The organism is Streptomyces sp. NPDC031418 (assembly GCF_055581605.1).
The window spans coordinates 358,441-381,050 of the sequence record NZ_JBVIJC010000007.1 but is presented as its reverse complement, the minus strand read 5'-3'; the positions used below and the strand labels follow the sequence as shown (position 1 = coordinate 381,050).

General features: G+C 73.5%; 24 protein-coding genes. 13 read left to right on the top strand and 11 right to left on the bottom strand.

Features of this window, described 5'->3' with window-relative positions; translation table 11 throughout:
• The first annotated feature begins 478 nt into the window (after positions 1 to 478).
• The 5 genes from ACZ5CZ_RS12680 (at position 479) to ACZ5CZ_RS12660 (ending at position 5,637) form a co-directional block, all read left to right on the top strand.
• Positions 479 to 1,537, top strand: a complete 1,059-nt coding sequence (locus ACZ5CZ_RS12680) for an energy-coupling factor transporter transmembrane component T (protein WP_385845212.1) — start codon at positions 479 to 481, stop codon at positions 1,535 to 1,537.
• Positions 1,534 to 3,225: an ABC transporter ATP-binding protein gene (locus ACZ5CZ_RS12675; protein WP_468942066.1), complete on the top strand. Its 1,692-nt coding sequence runs from the start codon at positions 1,534 to 1,536 to the stop codon at positions 3,223 to 3,225. The genes ACZ5CZ_RS12680 and ACZ5CZ_RS12675 overlap by 4 nt, the downstream gene beginning before the upstream one ends.
• A complete protein-coding gene (locus ACZ5CZ_RS12670) occupies positions 3,222 to 4,052 on the top strand; it encodes an ECF transporter S component (protein WP_468942063.1) in 831 nt (276 codons plus the stop codon). Before ACZ5CZ_RS12675 ends, ACZ5CZ_RS12670 begins: the two co-directional genes overlap by 4 nt.
• 345 nt (positions 4,053 to 4,397) lie before the next feature.
• Complete coding sequence (locus ACZ5CZ_RS12665) at positions 4,398 to 4,811, top strand: aggregation-promoting factor C-terminal-like domain-containing protein (protein ID WP_385845215.1); 414 nt, start codon at positions 4,398 to 4,400, stop codon at positions 4,809 to 4,811.
• A 124-nt stretch (positions 4,812 to 4,935) separates the two neighbouring features.
• A complete protein-coding gene (locus ACZ5CZ_RS12660; RefSeq protein ID WP_385845216.1) occupies positions 4,936 to 5,637 on the top strand; it encodes a YoaK family protein in 702 nt (233 codons plus the stop codon).
• 13 nt (positions 5,638 to 5,650) lie between these two features.
• Here ACZ5CZ_RS12660 and ACZ5CZ_RS12655 read toward each other — a convergent pair whose 3' ends face one another.
• On the bottom strand, positions 5,651 to 6,883 hold the full coding sequence (locus tag ACZ5CZ_RS12655; protein ID WP_468942059.1) for a cytochrome P450: 1,233 nt from the start codon (positions 6,881 to 6,883) through the stop codon (positions 5,651 to 5,653).
• Positions 6,884 to 7,102: 219 nt separating this feature from the next.
• On the opposite strand from ACZ5CZ_RS12655, the gene ACZ5CZ_RS12650 reads away from it, so the two are divergent.
• Positions 7,103 to 8,272, top strand: coding sequence for a steroid 3-ketoacyl-CoA thiolase (locus ACZ5CZ_RS12650; RefSeq protein WP_385845218.1), 1,170 nt, complete (start codon positions 7,103 to 7,105; stop codon positions 8,270 to 8,272).
• Between the two features lie 37 nt (positions 8,273 to 8,309).
• Here ACZ5CZ_RS12650 and ACZ5CZ_RS12645 read toward each other — a convergent pair whose 3' ends face one another.
• Positions 8,310 to 8,531, bottom strand: coding sequence for a hypothetical protein (locus ACZ5CZ_RS12645; RefSeq protein WP_468942055.1), 222 nt, complete (start codon positions 8,529 to 8,531; stop codon positions 8,310 to 8,312).
• A gap of 401 nt (positions 8,532 to 8,932) precedes the next feature.
• Between ACZ5CZ_RS12645 and proP the strand changes: the two genes are divergently transcribed.
• The 3 genes from proP (at position 8,933) to ACZ5CZ_RS12630 (ending at position 12,343) form a co-directional block, all read left to right on the top strand.
• On the top strand, positions 8,933 to 10,312 hold the full coding sequence (gene proP / locus ACZ5CZ_RS12640) for a glycine betaine/L-proline transporter ProP (RefSeq protein ID WP_385845220.1): 1,380 nt from the start codon (positions 8,933 to 8,935) through the stop codon (positions 10,310 to 10,312).
• A 107-nt stretch (positions 10,313 to 10,419) separates the two neighbouring features.
• The gene (locus tag ACZ5CZ_RS12635; RefSeq protein ID WP_468942044.1) at positions 10,420 to 11,589 is read left to right on the top strand and encodes a DUF2330 domain-containing protein; all 1,170 of its coding nucleotides are present in this window, start codon (positions 10,420 to 10,422) and stop codon (positions 11,587 to 11,589) included.
• A gap of 82 nt (positions 11,590 to 11,671) precedes the next feature.
• Entirely contained in the window at positions 11,672 to 12,343 is a 672-nt protein-coding gene (locus ACZ5CZ_RS12630) for an O-methyltransferase (RefSeq protein WP_468942041.1), read from the top strand.
• Positions 12,344 to 12,400: 57 nt separating this feature from the next.
• Here the strand turns inward: ACZ5CZ_RS12630 and ACZ5CZ_RS12625 are convergent, their stop codons facing one another.
• Complete coding sequence (locus tag ACZ5CZ_RS12625; RefSeq protein ID WP_385845223.1) at positions 12,401 to 12,793, bottom strand: hypothetical protein; 393 nt, start codon at positions 12,791 to 12,793, stop codon at positions 12,401 to 12,403.
• A 104-nt stretch (positions 12,794 to 12,897) separates the two neighbouring features.
• Here ACZ5CZ_RS12625 and ACZ5CZ_RS12620 point away from each other — a divergent pair, with 104 nt between their 5' ends.
• On the top strand, positions 12,898 to 13,329 hold the full coding sequence (locus ACZ5CZ_RS12620; RefSeq protein WP_385845224.1) for a DnaJ family domain-containing protein: 432 nt from the start codon (positions 12,898 to 12,900) through the stop codon (positions 13,327 to 13,329).
• Here ACZ5CZ_RS12620 and ACZ5CZ_RS12615 read toward each other — a convergent pair.
• Both ACZ5CZ_RS12615 and ACZ5CZ_RS12610 read right to left on the bottom strand, forming a co-directional pair.
• Positions 13,318 to 14,130: a hypothetical protein gene (locus ACZ5CZ_RS12615; protein WP_468942038.1), complete on the bottom strand. Its 813-nt coding sequence runs from the start codon at positions 14,128 to 14,130 to the stop codon at positions 13,318 to 13,320. The genes ACZ5CZ_RS12620 and ACZ5CZ_RS12615 overlap by 12 nt on opposite strands.
• A gap of 2 nt (positions 14,131 to 14,132) precedes the next feature.
• Positions 14,133 to 14,738 (bottom strand): hypothetical protein, encoded by a 606-nt coding sequence (locus ACZ5CZ_RS12610; RefSeq protein WP_468942035.1) that lies wholly within the window; start codon positions 14,736 to 14,738, stop codon positions 14,133 to 14,135.
• Positions 14,739 to 14,806: 68 nt separating this feature from the next.
• Between ACZ5CZ_RS12610 and ACZ5CZ_RS12605 the strand changes: the two genes are divergently transcribed.
• Positions 14,807 to 15,307 (top strand): GNAT family N-acetyltransferase, encoded by a 501-nt coding sequence (locus ACZ5CZ_RS12605; protein WP_468942032.1) that lies wholly within the window; start codon positions 14,807 to 14,809, stop codon positions 15,305 to 15,307.
• Here ACZ5CZ_RS12605 and ACZ5CZ_RS12600 read toward each other — a convergent pair.
• Positions 15,300 to 17,357, bottom strand: a complete 2,058-nt coding sequence (locus ACZ5CZ_RS12600) for a DHA2 family efflux MFS transporter permease subunit (RefSeq protein ID WP_468942029.1) — start codon at positions 17,355 to 17,357, stop codon at positions 15,300 to 15,302. The two genes, ACZ5CZ_RS12605 and ACZ5CZ_RS12600, sit on opposite strands and share 8 nt — an antisense overlap.
• A gap of 140 nt (positions 17,358 to 17,497) precedes the next feature.
• Here ACZ5CZ_RS12600 and ACZ5CZ_RS12595 point away from each other — a divergent pair, with 140 nt between their 5' ends.
• Positions 17,498 to 18,433, top strand: coding sequence for a peptidoglycan-binding domain-containing protein (locus ACZ5CZ_RS12595; RefSeq protein WP_468942026.1), 936 nt, complete (start codon positions 17,498 to 17,500; stop codon positions 18,431 to 18,433).
• Between the two features lie 12 nt (positions 18,434 to 18,445).
• On the opposite strand, the gene ACZ5CZ_RS12590 is transcribed toward ACZ5CZ_RS12595, so the two are convergent.
• Positions 18,446 to 19,114, bottom strand: coding sequence for an HAD-IA family hydrolase (locus tag ACZ5CZ_RS12590; RefSeq protein ID WP_468942023.1), 669 nt, complete (start codon positions 19,112 to 19,114; stop codon positions 18,446 to 18,448).
• A gap of 165 nt (positions 19,115 to 19,279) precedes the next feature.
• Complete coding sequence (locus tag ACZ5CZ_RS12585) at positions 19,280 to 19,861, bottom strand: TMEM165/GDT1 family protein (protein ID WP_468942020.1); 582 nt, start codon at positions 19,859 to 19,861, stop codon at positions 19,280 to 19,282.
• A 373-nt stretch (positions 19,862 to 20,234) separates the two neighbouring features.
• Here ACZ5CZ_RS12585 and ACZ5CZ_RS12580 point away from each other — a divergent pair, with 373 nt between their 5' ends.
• Positions 20,235 to 20,879, top strand: a complete 645-nt coding sequence (locus ACZ5CZ_RS12580) for an HNH endonuclease family protein (protein WP_468942017.1) — start codon at positions 20,235 to 20,237, stop codon at positions 20,877 to 20,879.
• Between the two features lie 19 nt (positions 20,880 to 20,898).
• Here ACZ5CZ_RS12580 and ACZ5CZ_RS12575 read toward each other — a convergent pair whose 3' ends face one another.
• From ACZ5CZ_RS12575 to ACZ5CZ_RS12565, 3 genes are all read right to left on the bottom strand, one after another.
• Positions 20,899 to 21,546, bottom strand: coding sequence for a DedA family protein (locus ACZ5CZ_RS12575; protein ID WP_385845237.1), 648 nt, complete (start codon positions 21,544 to 21,546; stop codon positions 20,899 to 20,901).
• Positions 21,547 to 21,677: 131 nt separating this feature from the next.
• Positions 21,678 to 22,130: a DoxX family protein gene (locus tag ACZ5CZ_RS12570; protein WP_468942014.1), complete on the bottom strand. Its 453-nt coding sequence runs from the start codon at positions 22,128 to 22,130 to the stop codon at positions 21,678 to 21,680.
• 220 nt (positions 22,131 to 22,350) lie between these two features.
• Complete coding sequence (locus tag ACZ5CZ_RS12565; RefSeq protein WP_385845239.1) at positions 22,351 to 22,572, bottom strand: DUF2277 domain-containing protein; 222 nt, start codon at positions 22,570 to 22,572, stop codon at positions 22,351 to 22,353.
• Positions 22,573 to 22,610 lie beyond the last annotated feature (38 nt).

The following is a 22,610-nucleotide window of genomic DNA, read 5'->3' as shown; positions in this document are numbered from 1 at the left end:
CGAGCAGGAGCCATCGCCCGCTGACCGTGCACCGCGGTCGGCCGAGCAGGAGCCATCGCCCGCTGACCGTGCACCGCGGTCGGCCGAGCAGGAGCCATCGCCCGCTGACCGTGCACCGCGGTCGGCCGAGCAGGAGCCGTCGCCGGCCGGCGTCGTCCCGGCGGCATCGGCGACGCACGAGACACCGCCCCATGCCCCGGCGACCCCGGCGACCCCGGAGCCCCATGAGACCCCGCGCCACCCCACGGCAGCCCCGCATCAGGCGCCGCAGGCCGCCGCACCGGCGGCGCGTCAGGCCCGGATCCACGCGACGGCGCCCGCGCCCCGGGAGCCGCGCCACCCCACGGCAGCCCCGCACCAGTCGCCGCGCCCCACAACACCGGCCGCGCGCCAGTCGCCGCCCCACGCCACGGCAGTCGCACGCCCGGTGCCGCCCCACGCCACCGCCTCACGCCCCCGGCGCCGGGGCGGGGCCGCCGTGCATCCCGGTGCCTGGTGGCTCTGGGCGATAGCGCTCGGGACCGCCGCCACCCGCACCACCAATCCCCTCCTCCTCGCCCTTCTCATCACCGTCTCCGCCTATGTGGTGGCGACCCACCGCAGCGCCGCCCCGACAGCCCGCTCCTACACCGCCTTCGCCAAACTCGCCCTCGCCGTGCTCCTCGTCCGCCTCTTCTTCGCCACCGCGCTCGGCTCCCCCATCCCCGGCACCCACACCCTCCTCACCCTCCCCGAGGTGCCGCTCCCCCACTGGGCCCAGGGCATCCGCCTGGGCGGCGAGGTCACCGCCGAAGCGCTCCTCTTCGCCGCCTACGACGGTCTGAAACTGGCCACCCTCCTCATCTGCGTCGGCGCCGCGAACGCCCTCGCGAGCCCGGGCCGCCTGCTCAAGTCCCTGCCGGGCGCGCTGTACGAGACCGGCGTGGCCGTCGTCGTGGCCCTCACCTTCGCCCCGCACCTGGTCGCGGACGTACAGCGCCTGCGCGCGGCCCGCCGGCTGCGCGGCCGCCCGGACCGGGGCGTCCGCGGACTGCTCCAGGTCGGACTGCCGGTCCTGGAGGGCGCGCTGGAGCGTTCCGTCGCGCTGGCCGCCGCTATGGAGGCGCGCGGTTACGGCCGTACCGCCGAGGTCCCGGCCCGGGTCCGCCGTACGACGACCGCGCTCACCCTCGGCGGCCTGCTCGGCGTCTGCGCGGGGACGTACGGCTTGCTCACCGCGGAGGGCGGCAGCTATGGGCTGCCGGTCCTGCTGGCCGGGGTTGCCGCCGCGCTCGCCGGGCTGCGGCTCGGCGGCCGCCGCTCGCTGCGGACCCGGTACCGGCCGGACCCCTGGGACCTGCGCGCCTGGCTGGTCTCCGGCTCGGGTGCCGCCGTCGCCGCGCTGCTCACGCTCGCCGCCGCACGCGACCCGGAGGACCTGCACCCCGGTGTCGTCCCCCTCGTCGCCCCCGCCCTCCCCCTCTGGCCGGCCGCGGCCGTGCTGCTCGCCCTGCTTCCCGCCTTCATCGTCCCCCAGGCCCCCGAGGAGCCGTCTTGATCCGCTTCGAGGACGTCGGCGTGACCTACGACGGCGCGACCGGACCCGCCCTCCACGGCGTCGACTTCGAGGTGCCGGAGGGTGAACTGGCGCTGCTCGTCGGGCCGTCCGGGGTCGGCAAGTCGACCGTGCTGGGCGCGGTCAGCGGGCTGGTCCCGCACTTCACCGGCGGCACGCTGCGCGGCCGGGTCACGGTGGCCGGCCGGGACACCCGTACCCACAAGCCGCGGGAACTCGCCGATGTCGTCGGTACGGTCGGACAGGACCCGTCGGCGCACTTCGTGACGGACGTCGTGGAGGACGAACTCGCCTACGGCATGGAGTCGTTGGGCCTCTCCCCGGCCGTCATGCGGCGCCGCGTCGAGGAGACCCTCGACCTGCTGGGCCTCGCCGCCCTGCGCGACCGCCCCCTCGCAAGCCTCTCCGGCGGTCAGCGGCAGCGGGTCGCGATCGGCTCGGTCCTCACCCCGCACCCCCGGGTGCTGGTCCTGGACGAGCCGACCTCGGCACTGGATCCGGCCGCGGCGGAGGAGGTGCTGGCCGTGCTCCAGCGCCTGGTCCACGACCTGGGTACGACGGTCCTGATGGCCGAGCACCGCCTGGAACGCGTCATCCAGTACGCCGACCGCGTCGTCCTGCTCCCCGGCCCCGGCGAAGCGCCCTTCATCGGCACCCCGGCCGAGGCGATGGCCGTCTCCCCCGTCTTCCCGCCCGTGGTGGCCCTGGGCCAGCTCGCGGGCTGGTCCCCCCTCCCCCTCACCGTGCGAGACGCCCGCCGCCAAGCCACCAGCCTGCGAGAACGCCTGTCGGTCGCGCATGGAGCTGCGGGCAGTCGGGCCGCCGGGCAAGCGACACCCCACCCGGCCAGCACAATCGCCGCGCGCCCCTCCCTCTTCCGCCGCCGCTCCAGCCGTACCGCGGACACCCCGTCCACCAACCTCGCCGACATCCACAACCTCTCCCTCCGCCGCGACAACAACCTCCTCACCCTCAACAAGATCAACCTCACCCTCACCCCCGGCGAGACCCTCGCCCTCATGGGCCGTAACGGCGCCGGAAAGTCGACGCTCCTGAACACCCTGGTCGGCCTGCTCGCACCGACCTCCGGGACCGTGCAGGTCGGCGGAGTCACCCCCCACCGCACCTCGCCCCGCGACCTCGTCCGCCGCGTCGGCCTCGTCCCGCAGGACCCCCGCGACCTCCTCTACGCCGACACGGTCGCCGACGAGTGCGCGGCGGCCGACGTGGACGCGGGCGCCCCGCCCGGCACCTGCCGCGCCCTGGTCTCCGAGCTGCTGCCGGGCATCACGGACGACATCCACCCCCGCGACCTCTCCGAGGGCCAGCGGCTGGCGCTCGCCCTGGCCGTCGTCCTGGCCGCCCGCCCGCCGCTGCTGCTCCTCGACGAGCCGACCCGCGGCCTGGACTACGCGGCCAAGGCCCGGCTGGTGACCGTACTGCGCGGGCTCGCGGCCGAGGGGCATGCGATCGTGCTGGCCACGCACGATGTGGAGCTGGCGGCGGAGATCGCCGACCGGGTGGTGCTGCTGGCGGAGGGCGAGGTGATCGCCGACGGTCCGACCGCGGAGATCGTCGTCTCCTCCCCCTCCTTCGCCCCGCAGGTGACCAAGATCCTGGCCCCGCAGCGGTGGCTGACGGTGTCCGAGGTCCGGCAGGCGCTGTCATGACCGCCGCCCGGGCCTCCCGGCTGCACGCCGTCCGTCTCGGCCCCCGCTCCCTGGCCGCTCTGGCGCTGGTCAGCGCGGTCGGTGTGGTCGCCTTCGGCTGGCCCTTCCTGGCCCCGCCCGACTCCCGGCTGAGCGCCCACGCCCAGGACGCGCCCTGGCTCTTCGCAGGCCTGCTGGTGCTGCTGGTCGCGGTCGTGGCGGCGACGATCGCCGAGTCGGACCTCGGGCCGAAGGCGGTGGCCATGCTGGGTGTGCTGGCGGCGACGGGGGCGGCGCTGCGGCCGATCGGTGCGGGTACGGCGGGGATCGAGCCGATGTTCTTCCTGATGGTGCTGAGCGGCCGGGTGCTCGGTCCCGGGTTCGGCTTCACCCTGGGTTCGGTGACGATGTTCGCGTCGGCGCTGCTGACCGGCGGGGTGGGGCCGTGGCTGCCGTTCCAGATGCTGGCGATGGGCTGGTTCACGATGGGCGCGGGTCTGCTGCCGGGCCCGGTGGCGCTGCGCGGCCGGGCGGAAGCGGTGCTGCTCGCCTGTTACGGCTTTCTCGCGGCCTTCGCCTACGGCACGGTGATGAACCTGGCCGGCTGGCCCTTCCTCGGCGCGGCCGCCTCGGGCATCTCCTTCGACCCGCACGCCTCCGTCCCGGCGAACCTGGCCCGTTTCGTCGCCTACTGCACGGCCACCTCCCTCGGCTGGGACCTGGGCCGGGCGCTGTGCACGGTGCTGCTGACCCTCACCCTGGGTCCGGCGGTGCTGCGGGCGCTGCGCCGGGCCACCCGGCGGGCCGCGTTCGAGACCGCGGTCACATTCGAGGGTCCCGGGCGGTGACCGCTGGGTGACGGGTTCCGTGCGGGCCGTGAGCGAGACGGTGAAGCACCCCACATGACGCAGGTCACCTACGACCCGGGACCGTAGCCCTAAATGTCCGATACATCCTTTCGGGCACCCCTTCTGACCTGCGCTTTGAGACCCACGCCACAGAGCCGATATTTCCGCTCGATCCGGCCACAACTAGTAAAAGGGGTCATTGCGGACGGCTGTGCGGGCTGCTTGTCTTGAGGACGTCGCCAGGCGCCACGAGCCCAAACGGGCCGCGGCGCCGACGCATGCCGGACCCACCACGTGGTCCATCCCGTGCAGGCGATCCCCTGTCCCCGACGCAAGAGGTTCTCCGTGTCCGTCGCTTTCATCCGCCGCATCGCTTCCCCGAAGAAGGCCCTCACCGCCGCCGCCCTGGCCGCCGCCACCGCCGGCATGGCGCTGAGCGCGGCGCCCGCCCAGGCCGCCACCACCTCGGCCTCCTCCGCCCAGGCGATCGCGCACAAGATGATTCCGGACGCCGCGCAGTTCAACGCGTTCAGCAAGATCGTGGAGCACGAGAGCGGCTGGAACCCCTCCGCCACCAACTCCTCCTCCGGCGCCTACGGCCTGGTCCAGGCGCTGCCGGGCTCGAAGATGGCCTCCGCCGGTGCCGACTGGAAGACCAACCCGGCCACCCAGATCAAGTGGGGCCTGGACTACATGAACTCCCGCTACGGCAGCCCGGTCAAGGCCTGGTCCTTCTGGCAGGCCAACGGCTGGTACTGAGCCGTTCCCCGCGCGTCGACCGCGCTGATGTGAGCTACCGCACCCCCGCCCTTCCCGGGCGGGGGTGCGCGTGTATGCGCGCCCGTTCCCCGTCCCGCGCCGCCGCCCGTGGTGGAGTGGAGCGGTGACGAGGACGCCCGCCCCGCAGGAACCGCCGAAGGCCCCGGACCGGGAGGCGCGCGGAGTGCGCCTGGTGGCCGTGCTGCTGGCACTGACCGTGGTGAGCGGGCTGATCGACGCGGTCAGCTATCTGGGGCTGGGCCGGGTCTTCACCGCCAACATGACAGGCAACGTCGTCGTCCTGGGCTTCGCGGCCGCCGGGGCGCCGGGCTTCTCGGTGCCCCACACGGCCGCGTCGCTCGGCTGCTTCCTGACCGGCGCGGTGACGGGCGGCCGGGTGGCGGCCCGCTTCGCCGCGGTGTCGCGCAGACGGTGGGCCCGGCTGGCGCTGGCGGCGGAGGCCGTGCTGGTGGGCGGGTCGGCGGCGGTGGCCTTCGTCTGGCCGGGCACCGTCGGCACGACGTACGCGCTCATCGCGCTGACCGCCCTGGCGATGGGCCTGCGCAACGCCACCGTCCGCAAACTGGGCGTCGCCGACCTGACCACCACGGTCCTGACCATGACCCTGACCGGCCTCGCCGCCGAGTCCCCGCTGGGCGACGCCACCGGCCACCGCACCCGGCGCCGTACCGCCTCCGCGGTCGCCATGTTCGCCGGCGCCTGCCTGGGCGGCTGGCTGGTCCTGCACCACGGCCTTGCGCTCCCCCTGCTGATCGCGGCCGTCACCGCCGCGGTCCTGGCGGCGCTGGCCTCCGGCCGGGAGTGAGGGACGGGCCGGGTCAGACCCGCACCCTCAGCTCCTTCACCCCGTTGATCCAGGACGAGCGCAGCCGCCGGGGGGCCTCGGTCAGGGTCAGGGTGGGCATCGCGTCGGCGATGGCGTTGAAGATCAGGTCGATCTCCAGGACGGCCAGCGACTTGCCCAGGCAGTAGTGCGGGCCGCCCCCGCCGAAGCCGAGGTGGGGGTTGGGGTCGCGGGTGATGTCGAAGGCGTCGGGGTCGGTGAAGACCTCGGGGTCGTGGTTGGCGGAGGCGTAGAAGAGGCCGACCCGGTCGCCCCGGGCGATCCGGACCCCGCCCAGCTCGGTGTCCTGGGTGGCGGTCCGCTGGAAGGCGTGGACCGGGGTCGCCCAGCGCACGATCTCCTCGGCGGTGGTCGACGGGCGCTCGCGGCGGAACAGCTCCCACTGGTCGGGGTGGGTGAGGAAGGCGTGCATGCCGTGCGTGATGGCGTTGCGGGTGGTCTCGTTGCCCGCCACCGCCAGCATCAGCACGAAGAAGCCGAACTCGTCGGCGTTCAGGTTGCCCTCGTCCTCGGCCGCGACGAGCGTGCTGACGATGTCCCGCGCCGGGCACTGTTTGCGCTGTGCGGCCATGGCCATCGCGTAGGCGATGATCTCGGCGGCCGACTGCGCGCCGACCTCCTCGGTGATGGCGTACTCGGGGTCGTCGTAGGCGATCATCCTGTTCGACCAGTCGAAGATCCGGGACCGGTCCTGCTGGGGCACCCCGATCAGCTCGGCGATGGCCTGGAGCGGCAGTTCGCAGGCGACCTCGGTGACGAAGTCGAAGGGGCCGGTGCGGGCGCGGGCCGCCGCGACGATCGCCTCCGCGCGGGCGCGCAGCCGCCCCTCCAGGGCCCGGATGGAGCGTGGCGTGAAGCCGCGCTGCACGATCTGGCGCACGCGCGTATGTTCCGGGGGATCCATGTTGAGCAGGATGAGCCGCTGGGCGTCGATCGTCTCGCGCCGGATGTGCGCGTCGAACCGGATGACCGCGGTGTTGAGGGAGGAGGAGAAGAGTTCCGGGTGGGTGGAGACGTACTTGACGTCCGCGTGCCGGGTGACGGCCCAGTAGCCCGTGTCCGCGAAGCCGGCGACCCTGCCGGCCTGCGGGATCCAGCGGACCGGTTCGCTGCGGCGCAGCTCGGCGAACTCGGGCAGGGGCACGCGGTGGTGCAGCAGATCGGGGTCGGTGAAGTCGAACCCGTCGGGCAGCGCTGGACAGGGCATCGGCGGCTCCAGCCATCTGACGGTCCATCAGCGAGTGGGGCGAACGTAGTAACGGGTTCTACAACTGACAAGAGGTACGGCCTCCCCAATCCGCCGGCCGCGCACCCGTAATCCGCTGCAAGACTCTTGCGGTGATGCACGTCACGTCAGCAGACTGCACAACAGAACTAGAACGCGTACTAGTTCGGAGGAGAGCCCTCTCGGAGAGGACCCGCACCCATGGCCGCCGAACCCGTGATCGTCGAAGCCGTACGGACCCCGATCGGCAAGCGCGGCGGCGCGCTCGCCAATCTGCACCCCGCCTACCTCCTGGGCGAGACCTACCGGGAACTCCTCGGCCGCACCGGCATCCCCGCCGACGCGGTCGAACAGATCGTCGGCGGCACGGTCACCCACGCCGGCGAGCAGTCCATGAACCCCGCGCGCACCGCCTGGCTGGCCATGGGCCTGCCCTACGAGACGGCCGCGACGACGGTCGACTGCCAGTGCGGCTCCTCCCAGCAGGCCTCGCACCTGGTCGCCAACATGGTCGCGACCGGGGTGATCGACGTCGGGATCAGCTGTGGCGTGGAGGCCATGTCCCGGGTGCCGCTGGGCTCGGGGTCGAAGCACGGCCCCGGCAAGCCGTTCCCGGACGAGTGGAACGTGGACCTGCCCAACCAGTTCGAGGCGGCCGAGCGCATCGCCCGCCGCCGGGGGCTGACCCGCGAGGACGCGGACGCGCTGGGCCTGCGCTCGCAGGAGCGGGCCGCCGTCGCCTGGTCCGAGGAGCGCTTCAAGCGGGAGACCTTCGCCGTGCAGGTGCCCACCACCGAGGAGGAGCAGCACGCCGGGCAGGGCATGTGGCGGCTGGTCGACAAGGACGAGGGGCTGCGCGACACCTCCCTGGCGGCGCTGGCGGGCCTGAAGCCGGTGATGCCGACGGCGATCCACACGGCCGGGAACTCCTCCCAGATCTCGGACGGCGCGGCCGCGATCATGTGGGCGTCGAAGCGGATGGCGCGGGCGCTGAAACTGCGGCCCCGGGCCCGGATCGTGGCCCAGGCCCTGGTCGGCGCGGACCCCCACTTCCATCTGGACGGGCCGGTGGACGCGACCCGTGCGGTGCTGGGCAAGGCGGGCATGTCCCTGAAGGACATCGACCTGGTCGAGATCAACGAGGCCTTCGCGTCCGTGGTCCTCAGCTGGGCCAGGGTCTTCGAGCAGGACCTGGACAAGGTCAACGTCAACGGCGGCGCGATCGCCCTGGGACACCCGGTCGGCGCGACGGGCGCCCGGCTGATCACCACCGCCCTGCACGAACTGGAGCGCGCCGACAAGGAGTTCGCCCTCATCACCATGTGCGCGGGCGGCGCGCTGGCGACCGGGACGATCATCCAGCGGCTGTAGCCTCACCACCGCCGAAGCGGCGGCGCACGTCGGCAGCTCAGCGCCCCACCCGGTGCAGGACGCCGTGCGGGCCGACCCAGGCCTCCAGGCCGGTGAGGCGTTCGCCGCTGGGGGCGGTCAGGGCGCGGGCCGTCTGACGGGCGGCGAGGAGGGCCGCCACGGCCCACAGGGCGAGCCGGGCGGCGCGCAGTCCGGCACCCGATGCGCTGCCGAAGGCGTCCCCGGGCCGCCTGCCGCGCTGCACATTCGCGTTCGCCACGTCTCGCCGGCCTCCCACCCCGTTCGTCCGCGGCGCCCTGCACGCCGAGGGGTTCCGTCGCGCACCCCATGAGGCGCGCGAGCCCCGGGAGGGAGACCCGGGATACGCCCGTTTCGCTTGACGTTCCTCCTTCTTTTGTCCGGAAAGACCATCATCCGTCCGGCCTCCGGACGCCCACGGGACGCGAGAAGGATCACAGCGAGCCCTCTGACCGGGGCGGAGCGAGCGGCCGGAAACGCCTGGGTGCGGCGCATTAAATTGCACCATGCACTTATTTGCATACGCCACGTAAGGGCCCCGAGTCGCCCTATGGTCGATTCAGTGTTCTTCGGTCCCGGGCGTCACCGCCGCCGCCCCCGGACCGCGTCCCTGTCCCCGTCGAAAGGCAGGCGAGCCCCGTTTTGGCCAGCGCCACAGCCGTCATCCCGCAGACCCGGCCGGTCGTACCGGCCCGCGACCGCAACCGCGACCTCACCGTCACCGACCCCGCGCTCGTCCGGCGTGCCGTGAAGGCGGCCGCGCTCGGCAACGCGATGGAGTGGTTCGACTTCGGTGTCTACAGCTACATCGCGGTCACCCTGGGCAAGGTCTTCTTCCCGTCCGGCAACCCGACCACGCAGCTGCTGTCGACCTTCGGCGCCTTCGCGGCGGCCTTCCTGGTCCGCCCGCTCGGCGGCATGGTCTTCGGCCCGCTGGGCGACCGCGTGGGCCGGCAGAAGGTGCTCGCGGTCACGATGATCATGATGGCGGCGGGCACGTTCGCGATCGGCCTGATCCCGTCGTACGGGGCGATCGGCGTGGGCGCGCCGCTGCTCCTGCTGGCCGCCCGGCTGGTGCAGGGCTTCTCCACCGGCGGTGAGTACGCGGGCGCCTCCACCTTCATCGCCGAGTACGCCCCCGACAAGCGGCGCGGCTTCTTCGGCAGCTGGCTGGAGTTCGGCACGCTGGCCGGGTACATCGGCGGCGCGGGCCTGGTCACCCTGATGACGGCTCTGCTGTCCACGGACCAGCTGCTGGCCTGGGGCTGGCGGATCCCGTTCCTGATCGCGGGCCCGATGGGTCTGATCGGCCTCTATCTGCGGATGCGGCTGGAGGAGACCCCGGCGTTCGCGGCCGAGGTGGAGAAGGCGGAGGCGGCCCGGCCGAAGGTGCCGCTGCGCGAGATGGTGGCGGGTCAGTGGAAGGCGCTGCTGCTGTGCATGGGCCTGGTGCTGGTCTTCAACGTCACCGACTACATGCTGCTGTCGTACATGCCGAGCTATCTGACGAGCGAGCTGAAGTACGACGAGACGCACGGGCTGCTGGTCGTGCTGGGCGTGATGGCGCTGATGATGATCGTCCAGCCGTTCGCGGGGGCGCTCACCGACCGGGTGGGCCGCCGCCCGGTGATCGCGGCCGGCTGTGCGGGCTTCCTGTTCCTGTCGGTTCCGGCCCTGCTGCTGATCCGCCAGGGCAGCCTGCTCGCCGTCGCGCTGGGCATGGGCGCGCTGGGCCTGCTCCTGGTCTGCTTCACGGCGGCCATGCCGGCCGCGCTGCCCGCCCTCTTCCCGACCCGGGTGCGCTACGGCTCCCTGTCCATCGGCTTCAACGTGTCCGTGTCGCTGTTCGGCGGGACGACTCCGCTGGTGGTGACCGCGCTGATCGGCGCGACGGGCAACATGATGATGCCCGCGTACTACATGATGGCCGCGGCCGTGGTCGGCGGTTTCGCGGTCTGGCGGATGGCGGAGTCGGCGGGCCGCCCGCTCCCGGGTTCCGCGCCGTCCGTCGAAGCGTCGTAAACCGGCAGGTGCCGGGGGTGCCTTGTGAAGGCCCCTCGGCCCCGGAACCGTCCGCGCGCACGTACCGTCTGTAGCCCTGGCGACGATCAACAGGGGGGCGGCACTTCATGCGCGGACGACTCGTACGGGGACAGCGGGCACATCCCGGGGCACAGCGCAGAGCCCGCGTCCTCGCGGTCGTCCTCGCCCTGCTCGGCATCCAGCTCGGCTGGCTGATCTCACCCGCCTACGCGTGCGGGTGCGGCGCCATGGTGCCGGACCCGTCGACCCGGATCGCCGTCTCCAGCGAGCAGTCCGTGCTCCGCTGGGACGGCCGGCAGGAACAGATCGTGATGCGGCTGACGGTGAACGGGGACGCCCGGCACGCCGCCTGGATCATGCCCGTCCCGCACCGGGCCGAGGTCCGGCTCGGTGACGCGGCCCTCTTCGACCAGCTGTCGAAGGCCATCGCCCCCGTGCACCGCACCCGCTACCACTTCTGGCCGCAGACCGGCGACTGGCCCTTCGACAGCCCTCTGAACGGCGACGGCGCCCTGCCCGCCCAGGCCGCCCCCGGGGTCGGCGTGGTCGACCGGCAGCGGCTCGGCCCCTTCGACGTGGCCCGCCTCACCGCCACCGACCCGGCCGGCCTCGCCGACTGGCTGCACCGCCACGGCTTCGGCTTCCCCGACCGGCTCCGCACCGCCCTGAAGCCGTACGTCGACCAGCACTGGGAGTACGTGGCGGTACGCCTCGCCCCGAAGAGCGAGGGCACCGCCCTGCGCGGCGCCCTGGACCCGCTGCGGCTCACCTTCGCCAGCGACCGGCCGGTCTACCCGATGCGGCTGTCCCGGCTGGCCAGCACCCCGCAGTCGCTCGGCCTGTATGTGCTCGCCGCGCACCGCATGGAGACCAGCGGCACCATCGGCGGCCTGACGCCCGAGGTGGTCTTCGCCGGCCGGCTGCACACCGGCTCCGCCGACGCCCTGGGCAGGCTGGCCCGCGGAACGCCCTACCTGACCGCCCTGACCCAGTCCTTCCCCTCCCCGGAGCAGATCACCGGCGACCACGAGCTGCGCCGGGCGGCCGCCGACACGCCGGTCCAGCAGGTGATCTACGACGACGAGCTGCGCCGGGTCGCCGGGATCCCGGCCTGGGTGCTGACCGCCGGCGGCGGACTGCTGGCCGTCGTGGCGGTGGTCGCCCTGATCGTCGTACGACGCTCCCGGCGGCCGGTGATCCCGCCGCCGCCCGTGCAGGCGCCGCCGCCGGTCACCCCGCGGGCGCCCCTGGGCTGAGACGATGGGACCGCACCATGCGCAGCCACACAGCCACCACCGAACTCTCTTCCACCGGTCACTCGGGAAAGGCAGCAGGAGCATGAACGGGTCGCAGGTCTGGGACGACGTCGACGACTACTTCATCAACCGTCTCTCCCCGGACGACGAGGTGTTGCAGGCCGCGCTGCGGGAGAGCGAGGCGGCCGGGCTGCCGCCCATCGCCGTCACGGCCGCCCAGGGCAAACTGCTGCATCTGCTCGCCCAGGTGCAGGGCGCGCGCTGCATTCTGGAGATCGGCACGCTCGGCGGGTACAGCACCATCTGGATGGCCCGCGCGCTGCCCGAGGACGGCAGGCTGATCTCACTGGAGTACAGCGCCAAGCACGCCGAGGTGGCGACCCGGAACCTCGCCCGGGCCGGCCTGGACCGGATCACCGAGGTGCGGGTGGGCCCGGCCCTGGAGTCGCTGCCCAAGCTCGCGGACGAGAACCCGGCCCCCTTCGACCTGGTCTTCATCGACGCCGACAAGGTCAACAACCCGCACTACGTGGAGTGGGCGCTGCGGCTGACCCGGGCGGGCAGCCTGATCGTCCTGGACAACGTGGCGCGCGGCGGCCGGGTCGCCGACCCGGACAACACCGACCCGGACGTGGTCGGCACCCGGGCCGCCCTGGAGCTGATCGCCACCCATCCCCGGCTGACCGGCACGGCCATCCAGACCGTGGGCCACAAGGGCTACGACGGCTTCGCCCTGGCCCGGGTGCTGGGCTAGGGCCTTTCTTTCGCCGGCAAGATCCGAAAGAGAGGCCCTAAGCAGCCCGGTCCGGTCTCACCCCTCGTGGTAGAAGCCGACGTTGACGCTGCGCGGCGCGGTGCGGTCCTGGACGATGATCTCGCCGGACGCCCCCCGCGGCAGCGCGACGCTGGTGCCGTAGGCCACCGTCTGCGCGTACTCCCCGACGACCAGCCGCACCTCGGAGGCCGGGTCGGCCTGGGAACCGCGCAGCCAGGTCAGCTGCCAGCCGCCGTCGGGGCCACAGCGGAACTCCAGATGGACGCGGGAGACGAACAGCCAGTCCTCCGGGGTGACCAGCCGGCACACCGCCCCGTCCCGGCCGACCCGCAGCACGGCGTCCGGCTCGCTCGGCGCGTCGGCCATCGTCATACCGGCCGTGGCGCCCGTGTCGTCCCCGGACACGGTGGCCATGGTGAGTTCGAGCACGCGTCTTCCCCCTGAAACGTCCCTGAGCGGCGGGCGGTTCGCCGTTCGTACCCGCCGCCGCATGATAAAACGCCCGGCGGGGTGGCGTCCGGCACAATGGGTTCATGACCGAGCGAAAGCCACCGGGCGTGTCGTTCGAGACCTGGGCGGACAAGCAGATCCGGGACGCGCAGGCGCGCGGGGAGTTCGAGCATCTGGCCGGGGCGGGGGCGCCGCTGCCCGCCGAGGTCGACTCGACCTATGACGAACTGTGGTGGGTCAAACGCAAGATGGTCCGCGAGGGGCTGTCCGTGCTGCCGCCCGCGCTGGCGCTGCGCAAGGAGGCCGAGGACGCACTGGCGGCGGCGTACGCGGCCCCCTCGGAGCGGATCGCGCGGAAGATCATCGAGGACGTGAACGTCAAGATCAAGGACATGATGTTCAAGCCTCCGCCCGGCCCGCCGCTCGGCAGGAAGCCGTACGACGTGGAGGAGGTCCTCCGCGAGCGCCGCCGCCGCAGAGGACCGTCCCCGTCGCCCGGGGCGTCAGAGGTGTAGCAGCCGTCCGGCCAGCTCCCGGTAGTCGCGCATCGCGAGCCGCAGCTGCTCGGTGTCGCTCTCGGAGTCCTGCCAGGACATGCGCAGGGTACGGCGCCGGCGGCTGACGGCCTCGCCGAACCGCTGGGCGATGTCCTCCAGCGCCCGGTCGGCCTGCGCGACGGCCTCCCCGGGCTGCTCCACGAACCCCGCGGCCAGCTCCCGCAGGCGCTGCTCCCAGCGCTCGGTCTCCTCGTGCGGGAGCAGCGGGGCACCGGCGCCGGCGGGTGCGGGGCCGCCGCCCGGCCAGGCGTCCCGGTCCGGGGCCTCGGAGCTGCGGGCCTCCCGTGCACTGGCCGGCTGCGCCGCGGGCGCGCCCAGCCCGTCCTCGGGCATCGCGCCCTCCTCGCCGCCGCTCGCCAGCTCCTCGGTGCCCGGCCGCAGCCCCTCTCCGCCGGACCACGCGTCCTCCCGGGATCCGGCGGGGCCCCGGTCGTCCCCGGTCAGCCCGTCCCTCCCGGGTCCGGCGGCGCCGGGCAGCCGGGAAGGCGGCTCGTCGGGAGCGGGTGCGGCCCCGCCGGGCGCCGACCGGGCGCCGGGCTCACCGGGCAGCCGCTCCTCCGGCCGCGCCGCCCGTGCCGCCTGCCGCCCCGGGGTCGCGTCCCCCGGCGCCCACTCGGCCCCGGTGTCGGCCCACTCGTTCCCGGTGTCCTCGTAGCGTTCCTGCCCGCTCGCCTCGACGCCGTTCCCGCCGCGGTCCTCGAAGCGGTCCGAGCGGGGCGCGGCGGAGTCGTCCGGCGGCCTGTCCCTCCGGTCCGGCATGGCTATACCCCCTCTTGCGAGCGGCCCCTGGTGGAGGAGCCGGCTGTGGTGGTCAGGTCGTCGAAGAGGGCGCGGGCGCCGACGAGGGCCCGGCGCATCTCCTCGGTCCCGGCACCGTTCCCGCCCGCGGCACCGGTACCGCCGGCCCCGCCCGACGCCACCCGGTGCACCTGCCGGTAGCCGTCGACGTGGTCGGGGTGGTGGACGGAGAGCGCGGCGAGCTGCTCCTCGTAGCGCGCGCCGTCCGGGTAGCCGCGGGCGGCGGCCAGTTCCGCGAGCAGCCGGTCGGCCTCGGCGACCGCCTCGCGCGGTGCCTCGACGAAGTGTTCCTGGACGGTCGCCCAGCGGTCCGTGTACTGCCGCAGCGCCGCCTCGTCCAGTGGACGTTCGCGCAGGTCGCCGTGGTGTTCCAGGCGGTCGGCCAGCTCCCGCTCGGCGGCTCCCGCGTCCCCGTCGTGCCGGGCGACCGCCCGGTCGTACTCGGGCCCGAAGCGCTGCTCCAGGCTGGGCCCGTGGCGCCGTGCCCGGCCGCGCAGCGCCAGGGCGACGGTGCCGACGACCACGACTGCCGCGATCACGATCAGAGCGATGATCAAGCCTGTGGACATGTCCTCCGGGTGACCCGGAAGGGGACCGGCAAACAGCGGCGCGCGGGAGTCGGCCGACAATGGCCCCCATGACATGGACCATCGCCCCGGAGCCGTACGACTCGCCCACGGCCGCCGCCCTGTGGCGGGCGTACTACACGGAGGTCAGCGACCGCTGGTACCTGCTGCACGAGGGGCGCCGCACCGACCCAGCGGAGCTGGAGCGGGAGATCGCGGCGGAGACCGGCGCCCATCTCGCGCCGCCCGGCGGGCAGTTGCTGGTCGGCCGGTACGACGGCGTCCCGGCCGGCTCGGCGGGCGTACGGCTGCTGAATCCGGACACCGCCGAGCTGACCCGGGTCTTCGTGGCCGAGGGCAGGCGCGGCACGGGCGGTGCCGCGCTGCTGGTGGCCGCCGCCGAGGAGGCCGCCCGCGCCCTGGGCGCCCGGCGGATCGTCCTCGACACCCGCTCCGACCTGCGGGAGGCCCGCGCCCTGTACGCCCGGCTCGGCTATGCGGAGACCGCACCGCACAACGCGGAGCCGTACGCCGAGCACTGGTTCCGCAAGGAGCTGCGGGTGGTCAGCTGACCTCGGCCCGCGGGCCGTGGTGGACCGGCTGCCCCTCCTCCGGCCCCTCCCGCGACGAGCCGCACAGCTCCCCGGTCAGCTCCTTCACCAGCTGCACCAGGTCGGTCGAGCGGCCCGGCTGCCACCAGTCGCCGAGCAGCTCGGCCAGGGACTCCTCGCGGGCCGCCGCCAGCCGTTCGGCGACCTCGCGGCCGGACGCGGTCAGGTACAGCTCCACGCCCCGGCGTTCGGCCAGCCGCCGCTCCTCGACCTGGCGGGCGGCGGCGAGGACGGCCTCCAGCGGGACGGGGCCGCGCTCGGCGAGCTGGGCCGGCTCGACGCAGCCGTGCTTGCGGATGCGCAGCAGCACCCAGCTCGCGGCGGGCAGCAGATCGTAGCCGGCCCGTTCGGTGATCTTCCGGTAGACCTGGCGGCGGCCCTCCCGGGTGCCGAGCACGGACAGCGCCCGGCAGACCTCGTCGTACGAGGACCGCTCGACCGGGTTGGGCGCGAGCGTCTCGGAGACGTCCGGCGCGGTGACCGAGCCGCGCAGCGGGTCCTCCTTCAGGAACCACGCCAGCACGAAGCCGAGGAGGGCGACGGGGGCGGCGTAGAGGAACACGTCGGTGATGGCGGACGCGAAGGCGTGCAGGGCCGCCGGGCGCAGCGCGGGCGGCAGGGCGGCGATGCCGCGCGGGTCGGCCTTGAGGGCGTTCGGGTCGGCCCCGGGCGGCAGCCGCACGCCCGCGAAGGCCGCGGTGAGCTTGTCGGCGAGACGGCCGGAGAAGATCGTGCCGAAGATGGCGACGCCGAAGGAGGCGCCGATGGAGCGGAAGAAGGTGGCTCCGGAGGTGGCGACGCCCAGGTCCTCGTACGCCACCGCGTTCTGCACGATCAGCACCAGCACCTGCATGACCAGGCCGAGACCGAGGCCGAAGACGAGGAAGTACACGCTCATCTCCGCGGTGCCGCTGTGCTCGTCGAGCCGGTGCAGGAGCAGCAGGCCGAGGGCGGTGACGGCGGTGCCGGTGACGGGGAAGACCTTCCACCGGCCGGTGCGGCTGACGATCTGCCCGGAGACGGTGGACGACAGCAGCAGGCCGAAGACCATCGGCAGCATGTACACGCCGGACATGGTGGGGCTGACCCCGTGCACGACCTGGAGGAAGGTCGGCAGATAGGTCATCGCGCCGAACATCGCGAAGCCGACGATGAAGCTGATGACGGCGGCGAGGACGAAGGTGCGGATCCGGAACAGCTTCAGCGGCAGGACGGGTTCCGCGGCCCGGCGCTCGACGGCGACGAACGCCACGGCCAGCAGCACACCCAGCACGGCCAGCCCGATGATCTGCGCCGAGCCCCACGCCCAGGTGGTGCCGCCGAGCGAGGCGTCGAGGACCAGGCAGGTGGCGACCGCCGCGATCAGGAACGTACCGAGGTAGTCGATGGCGTGCCGCTCGGTGCGGCGCGGGATGTGCAGGGTGGTGGCGATGACGGCGAGCGCGACGACACCGACGGGCAGGTTGACGTAGAACACCCAGCGCCAGCTCAGATGCTCGGTGAACAGGCCGCCGAGCAGCGGCCCGAGCACGCTGGTCGCGCCGAACACGGCTCCGAACAGCCCCTGGTAGCGGCCGCGGTCGCGCGGCGGTACGACGTCCCCGACGATGGCCATCGACAGCACCATCAGCCCGCCGCCGCCCAGGCCCTGCACCGCCCGGAACGCGATCAGCTGGGGCATGTCCTGGGCGGCCCCGCACAGCGCCGAGCCGATCAGGAAGATCACGATCGCGGTCTGGAACAGCCGCTTGCGCCCGAACTGGTCGCCGAGCTTGCCCCACAGCGGGGTGGCGGCGGTCGAGGCGAGCAGATAGGCGGTGACCACCCAGGACAGGTGCTCCAGACCGCCGAGGTCGCTGACGATGGTGGGCAGCGCGGTCGACACGATCGTCTGGTCGAGTGCGGCGAGCAGCAGCCCGAGCAGCAGGGCGCCGATCGAGACGAGCACATTGCCGGGGACGTGTTCGCCGTCCTTCACGTCCTTCGCCGTTCCGTGCGTGTCCAGGGCCATGGAGACCTCCCGGGGCTCGGTGCGCCTCTTCCATCGTGGTGGGTGTCACCGTTTATGGCCTGTTGAGTCCTGTGTCGCGGCGGGAGATGCGGAGAAGGTCTGCATAGTCTCGGAAGGCCGCGAGGGGGAGGGGCGAACACATGAGCGAGCACGGCAACGAGCACATAGGCGCGCGCAGCGCCGCCGTCTGCCCGGAGTGCGGGGCGCCGCGGGGAGCGGACCGCAGCCCGTCGTGCGACTGCACCGCGCGGGCCGCAAAGGTGCTGCGCGAGACGCGGACGGCCGAGGCAGCGGCGGCGGAGGACTTCGATCCGCTGCGGATCCGGCCGTACGTCGAGATGCCCGACCAGGACCCGGGAGCGGCGGCCACCGCGTCCTTATCGGTGGCCGTGGGGGCCACGCTGCCGCCGGGCCCGGACCGTGCGGACCCGCCGGTGTGGCAGAGGGACGGCGGACCGGCCGCGCAGGAGACCGGCCGGGGCCGGCGCCGTACGGTTCTGCTGTCGGTCGCGGGCGTGGGGGCCGCGGTCCTGGCGGTGGCCGGTTTCGCGCTGTTCTCCTATCACGCGCCGTCCCGGGACCGGGACCGGGCGGCGGCCGAGGAGGTCAGGGCGAGCGTCCCGGACGTCACCGCGCAGCGGTCCGCCTCGCCGACGGCCCGGGCGTCGGCCGCGACACCCCCGCCGCCCCCGCAGGCCCCGCCGGCCGCGTCGCCCCCCTCGCCTTCGGCCACCGCCGGCGCGTCCCCCTCCCCGACGCCCTCGCCGACGCACAGCGCGACCGCGTCCCCCTCCGCCTCCCGCACCCCGTCGGCGACGGCCAGCGCCGCTCCGGGCGCCACACCGGCCGCCGGCCCGGTGCTGCGGACCGGCGACTCGGGCCCGCAGGTCGTCGAACTCCAGGAGCGATTGCGCCAGTTGAATCTCTACGACGACCCGGTCGACGGCGTCTACGACCGCCCGGTGCGGGACGCCGTACGCACCTACCAGCTGGCGCGCGGCATCCAGGGCGACACGCTCGGCGAGTACGGCCCGGCGACCCGGGCGAGCCTGGAGGCGGAGACGTCGAAGCCCTGAGGGCAGGGGCCGTCAGCCGATGTGCAGCCGGATGGTGCCGTCCGCCGCGGGCTCGACGCGGACCCGGGTGAGGTCGGGCACGGTCACGTCGGGGCCGTGCGCGGCGGCGCGCGGGCCGACGCCGACCACCCGCATACCGGCGGCGCGCCCCGCCGCGATACCGGCGCCGGAGTCCTCGAAGACGACGCAGTCGGCCGGGTCGACGCCCAGCTCGGCGGCGCCCTTCAGAAAGCCCTCGGGGTCGGGCTTGCTCGCGCCGACCGACTCGGCGGTGACCCGGACCTCGGGCAGGGGCAGCCCGGCGGCGTTCATGCGCGCGGTGGACAGCGGCACGTCGGCGGAGGTCACCAGCGCGTGCGGCAGGCCGTGCAGGGCGGCGAGGAAGGCGCTCGCGCCGGGGATCTCCACCACGCCGTCGGTGTCGGCGGTCTCCTCGGCGAGCAGGCGCGCGTTGTCGACGAGGTTCTCCGCCACCGGCCGGTCGGGCAGGAGGACGGCCATGGAGGCGTGCCCCTGGCGGCCGTGGACGACCCGCATCACCGCGTCGCCGTCCAGCCCGTGCCGCCGGGCCCAGCCTCGCCAGACGCGTTCGACCACGGCGTCCGAGTTGACGAGGGTGCCGTCCATGTCGAGCAGGAGGGCGCGGGCGGTCAGGACGGCGGGCGTGGCGGTGGCCGGCATCGGCAGCTCCAGGACGGACGAGCCCCCGGGGAGACGCCGGGGTGCGGGACAAGGCGGCCCCGCCCGCCGGTCAGGGAGAACGGGCAGGAGCCACTTTGTTTCTCCACGGTACAAAACCGGGGGGCGTTTCCGCCACCGGCTTTCCCGGGTGCGCCGCCGGCGGACTCAGCCCGCCACCGCCTCCCACAGGGTCCACACGCCGAGCGCCAGCATCAGCAGCGCCGCGATCCGTGTGATCAGCCGCAGCGGCACCTTCCTCATCAGGGCCTTTCCGCCCACGATGCCGAGTCCGGCGACGGCCCACAGGCCGAGCGTCGCGCCGAGGCCGACGGAGAGCGGGTCGTCGTAGCGGGCGGCGAGGTTGGCGGTCATGATCTGGGTGAGATCGCCGAACTCGGCGACCAGGATCAGCATGAAGCCGGTGCCGGCGACCTTCCAGAAGGACTGGTCGGCGGGCTTCCTGATCTCCTCCTCGCCGTCGTCGTGCTTGAGCAGCAGCATCGCGGCGCCGCCGAGGAAGAGGACGCCGGTGACGGCGTGCACGAGCCACTGCGGCAGCAGGGTCAGCACGCTGCCGGCCGCGACGGCGAGCACGACATGCAGCAGGAAGGCCGCGGCGACACCGACGAAGACATGACTCGCGCGGTAGCGGGTGCCGAGGACCAGGCCGGCGAGCGCGGTCTTGTCCGGCAGCTCGGCGAGGAAGATGACGCCGAAGACGAGCGCCGTCACGGTGATGCTGATCAAGGTTCCTCAATCGGTCGGGGCTGCCCGCCGAGAGTGTGGTGCGTCCCACGATGACACCTCGGCACGGCAGCGCACTGGGCGCCCGCACCGGGGCACGGGCCTGCACTGCTTGCCGAAGGTCTCGCTGGCGGCCCGCACGAGGTCCGCCTCCGGGCGCCGGCTCAGCCTGGCTGAGCAGTATGTCGACGGTCCGGCGAAGAGCTACTCCCCTTCTGCGCTCCCCATCGTACGGGATGTGAAGGTTTTCCCGTGAACCTTGGCATGACATGAACACGCCATTACCTTCTTACCGAGCGCTCACCTCCCGGCAACACACCGCGGCGAGCATTGCCTCGCCCGCGCCCCAACCCCCCACATCCCACAGGGAGTTCGCATGCCGCAGAGCTACGCGCGTCGACGCTGGAGCATAGTCGGGGCGCTTACCGGACTCATAGCCTCCGCAGCCCTGTTCAACAGCCCGAGCGCCTCCGCCGCCCTGCCCACCCCGGTCAGCGCCGCCACCGCCCGCACCTACCTCGCCGAGCTCACCGTCGCCGCCGAGAACCGCACCGGCTACGACCGGAACCTGTTCCCGCACTGGATCACCATCAGCGGCACCTGCAACACCCGCGAGACGGTCCTCAAGCGGGACGGCTCGAACGTCGTCACCGACTCCTCCTGCGCGGCCACCGGCGGCAGCTGGTACTCGCCGTACGACGGCGCCACCTGGACCGCCGCCTCGGACCTGGACATCGACCACCTGGTCCCGCTGGCCGAGGCCTGGGACTCCGGGGCGAGCGCATGGACCACCGCCCGGCGCCAGGCCTTCGCCAACGACCTGACCCGGCCCCAGCTCATCGCCGTCACCGACAACGTCAACCAGGCCAAGGGCGACCAGGACCCGGCCACCTGGGTGCCGTCCCGCTCCGCCTACGTGTGCACCTATGTCCGCGCCTGGGTGCAGGTGAAGTACTACTACGACCTCTCGGTCGACCCGGCGGAGAAGACGGCGCTCACCCACTACCTGGCCGGCTGCTGAACCGGCGCCGCCCGGCGCGTCAGGAGACCGGGCGGCGGCGCACCAGGAAGCCCGCGACCGCCCCGACCCCGAACAGCGCGGCCACCGACACCCCCGTCGCCACCCAGGTGGCACCCAGCCACCGGGCGCCGTAGTAGCCGAGGGCGACGCTGTAGCCGGCCCAGGACAGACCGGCCAGGGCGGACCAGGGCACGAAGTCGCGGGCGCGGCGGTGCGCGGCGCCCGCACAGAAGGAGACCACCGAGCGGCCGGCCGGGGCGAACCGGGCCAGCACCACCAGCGCGCCGCCGCCCCGGGCGAGGGCCTCGCCGAGCCGCTCCTGGGCGCTGGTCAGCCGCCGGGAACGGGCTATCGCCCGGTCCAGCCGCTCACCGCCGCGCCAGGCGAGGCGGTAGGCCACCAGGTCGCCGAGGACGGAGGCGGTCGTCGCGCTGAGGATCAGCGCGAGGATGTCCGGCACATCGTGCGGCACGCGTCCGGTCGCCGCGCCCGAACCGGCCGCGGCGGCGGTGGCCGCCGTGATGACGAGCACCCCGCTCGGCAGCACCGGCAGAAAGACGTCGAGCAGCACGGACAGCGCCACCACGGCATAGATCCACGGCCCGGCCGCCAGCGACCCCAGGCTCTCCCACACGACGACTCCCGTTGCTCCCCCGTTGACAGCCATACAGCGTACGCGGGGGGTGTGACACCGGGGTCCCTGGGGCCTCGGGAGGCGGATGCGGCGGAGCCGCACGCACACACATCGGCGCCCTCCCCGAGGACCGGGAAGGGCGCCGTGGCACGGGTGACGCGGGATCAGGCCGCTATCGGGGCACGGTCGGTGGCGCGGCCGCCCTCGGCGGCGGTGCGGCGGCCGAACAGGCGGTCCAGGCCGAAGGCGCCGGAACCGGTGAAGACGAGCAGCAGGAACGCCCAGCAGAACAGGACGGACAGCTCGCCGCCGTTCTGGATGGGCCACAGCGCGACCTTCTGGTGCACGTCGAAGTACGCGTACGCCATCGAGCCGGAGGCGACCAGCGCGGCCCCGCGGGTGCCGAGGCCGAGGAGCACCAGGGCGCCGGCGACCAGCTGGATCACCGCCGCGTACCAGCCGGGCCAGGTGCCGGCCGGGACGGTGGCGCCGGTGCCCATGGCGCCGCCGAGGACGCCGAAGAGCGAGGTGACGCCGTGCACGGCGAAGAGCAGACCGATCACGATGCGGTAGAGCCCGAGGACGTAAGGCTGAGCGGAGTCGAGACGTGCGGACATGGGGGGTTCTCCTCTTCGGTGTCTTACGGGCCGGCCCGCCGGGGACGGACGGGACGGATGGGGAGCGGGTACCGAACGGAGAACTCAGGTTAGGCCGACCTAAGGAGTACTTGCAACTTCAACATTCAGCCGATTTTCCGCTTCCGCTTGCGGGCAGGCCGAGGACCCGCACCGCAACGTAGAGCCAATTCCGGGGCGGGGGAAGGAGATTGACGGCCAGTCAGCGCACGGGGTGGCCCCGCACCTCGAGGCCGCCCAGCAGCTCCGCTGTGGCTCGGGCCACAGCGTCCACGGCCTGGTCGAAGACCTCGCGGTTGTGGGCGGCCGGGGCCCGGAAGCCCGAGACCTTCCGTACGTACTGAAGGGCGGCGGCGCGAATGTCGTCCTCCGTGGCCTCACCGGGCAGCACGGGCGGACGCAGCGTCTTGATACTCCGGCACATACCCGAAGTCTCCCGCGCGCCCCGCGTTCCTGCGATGA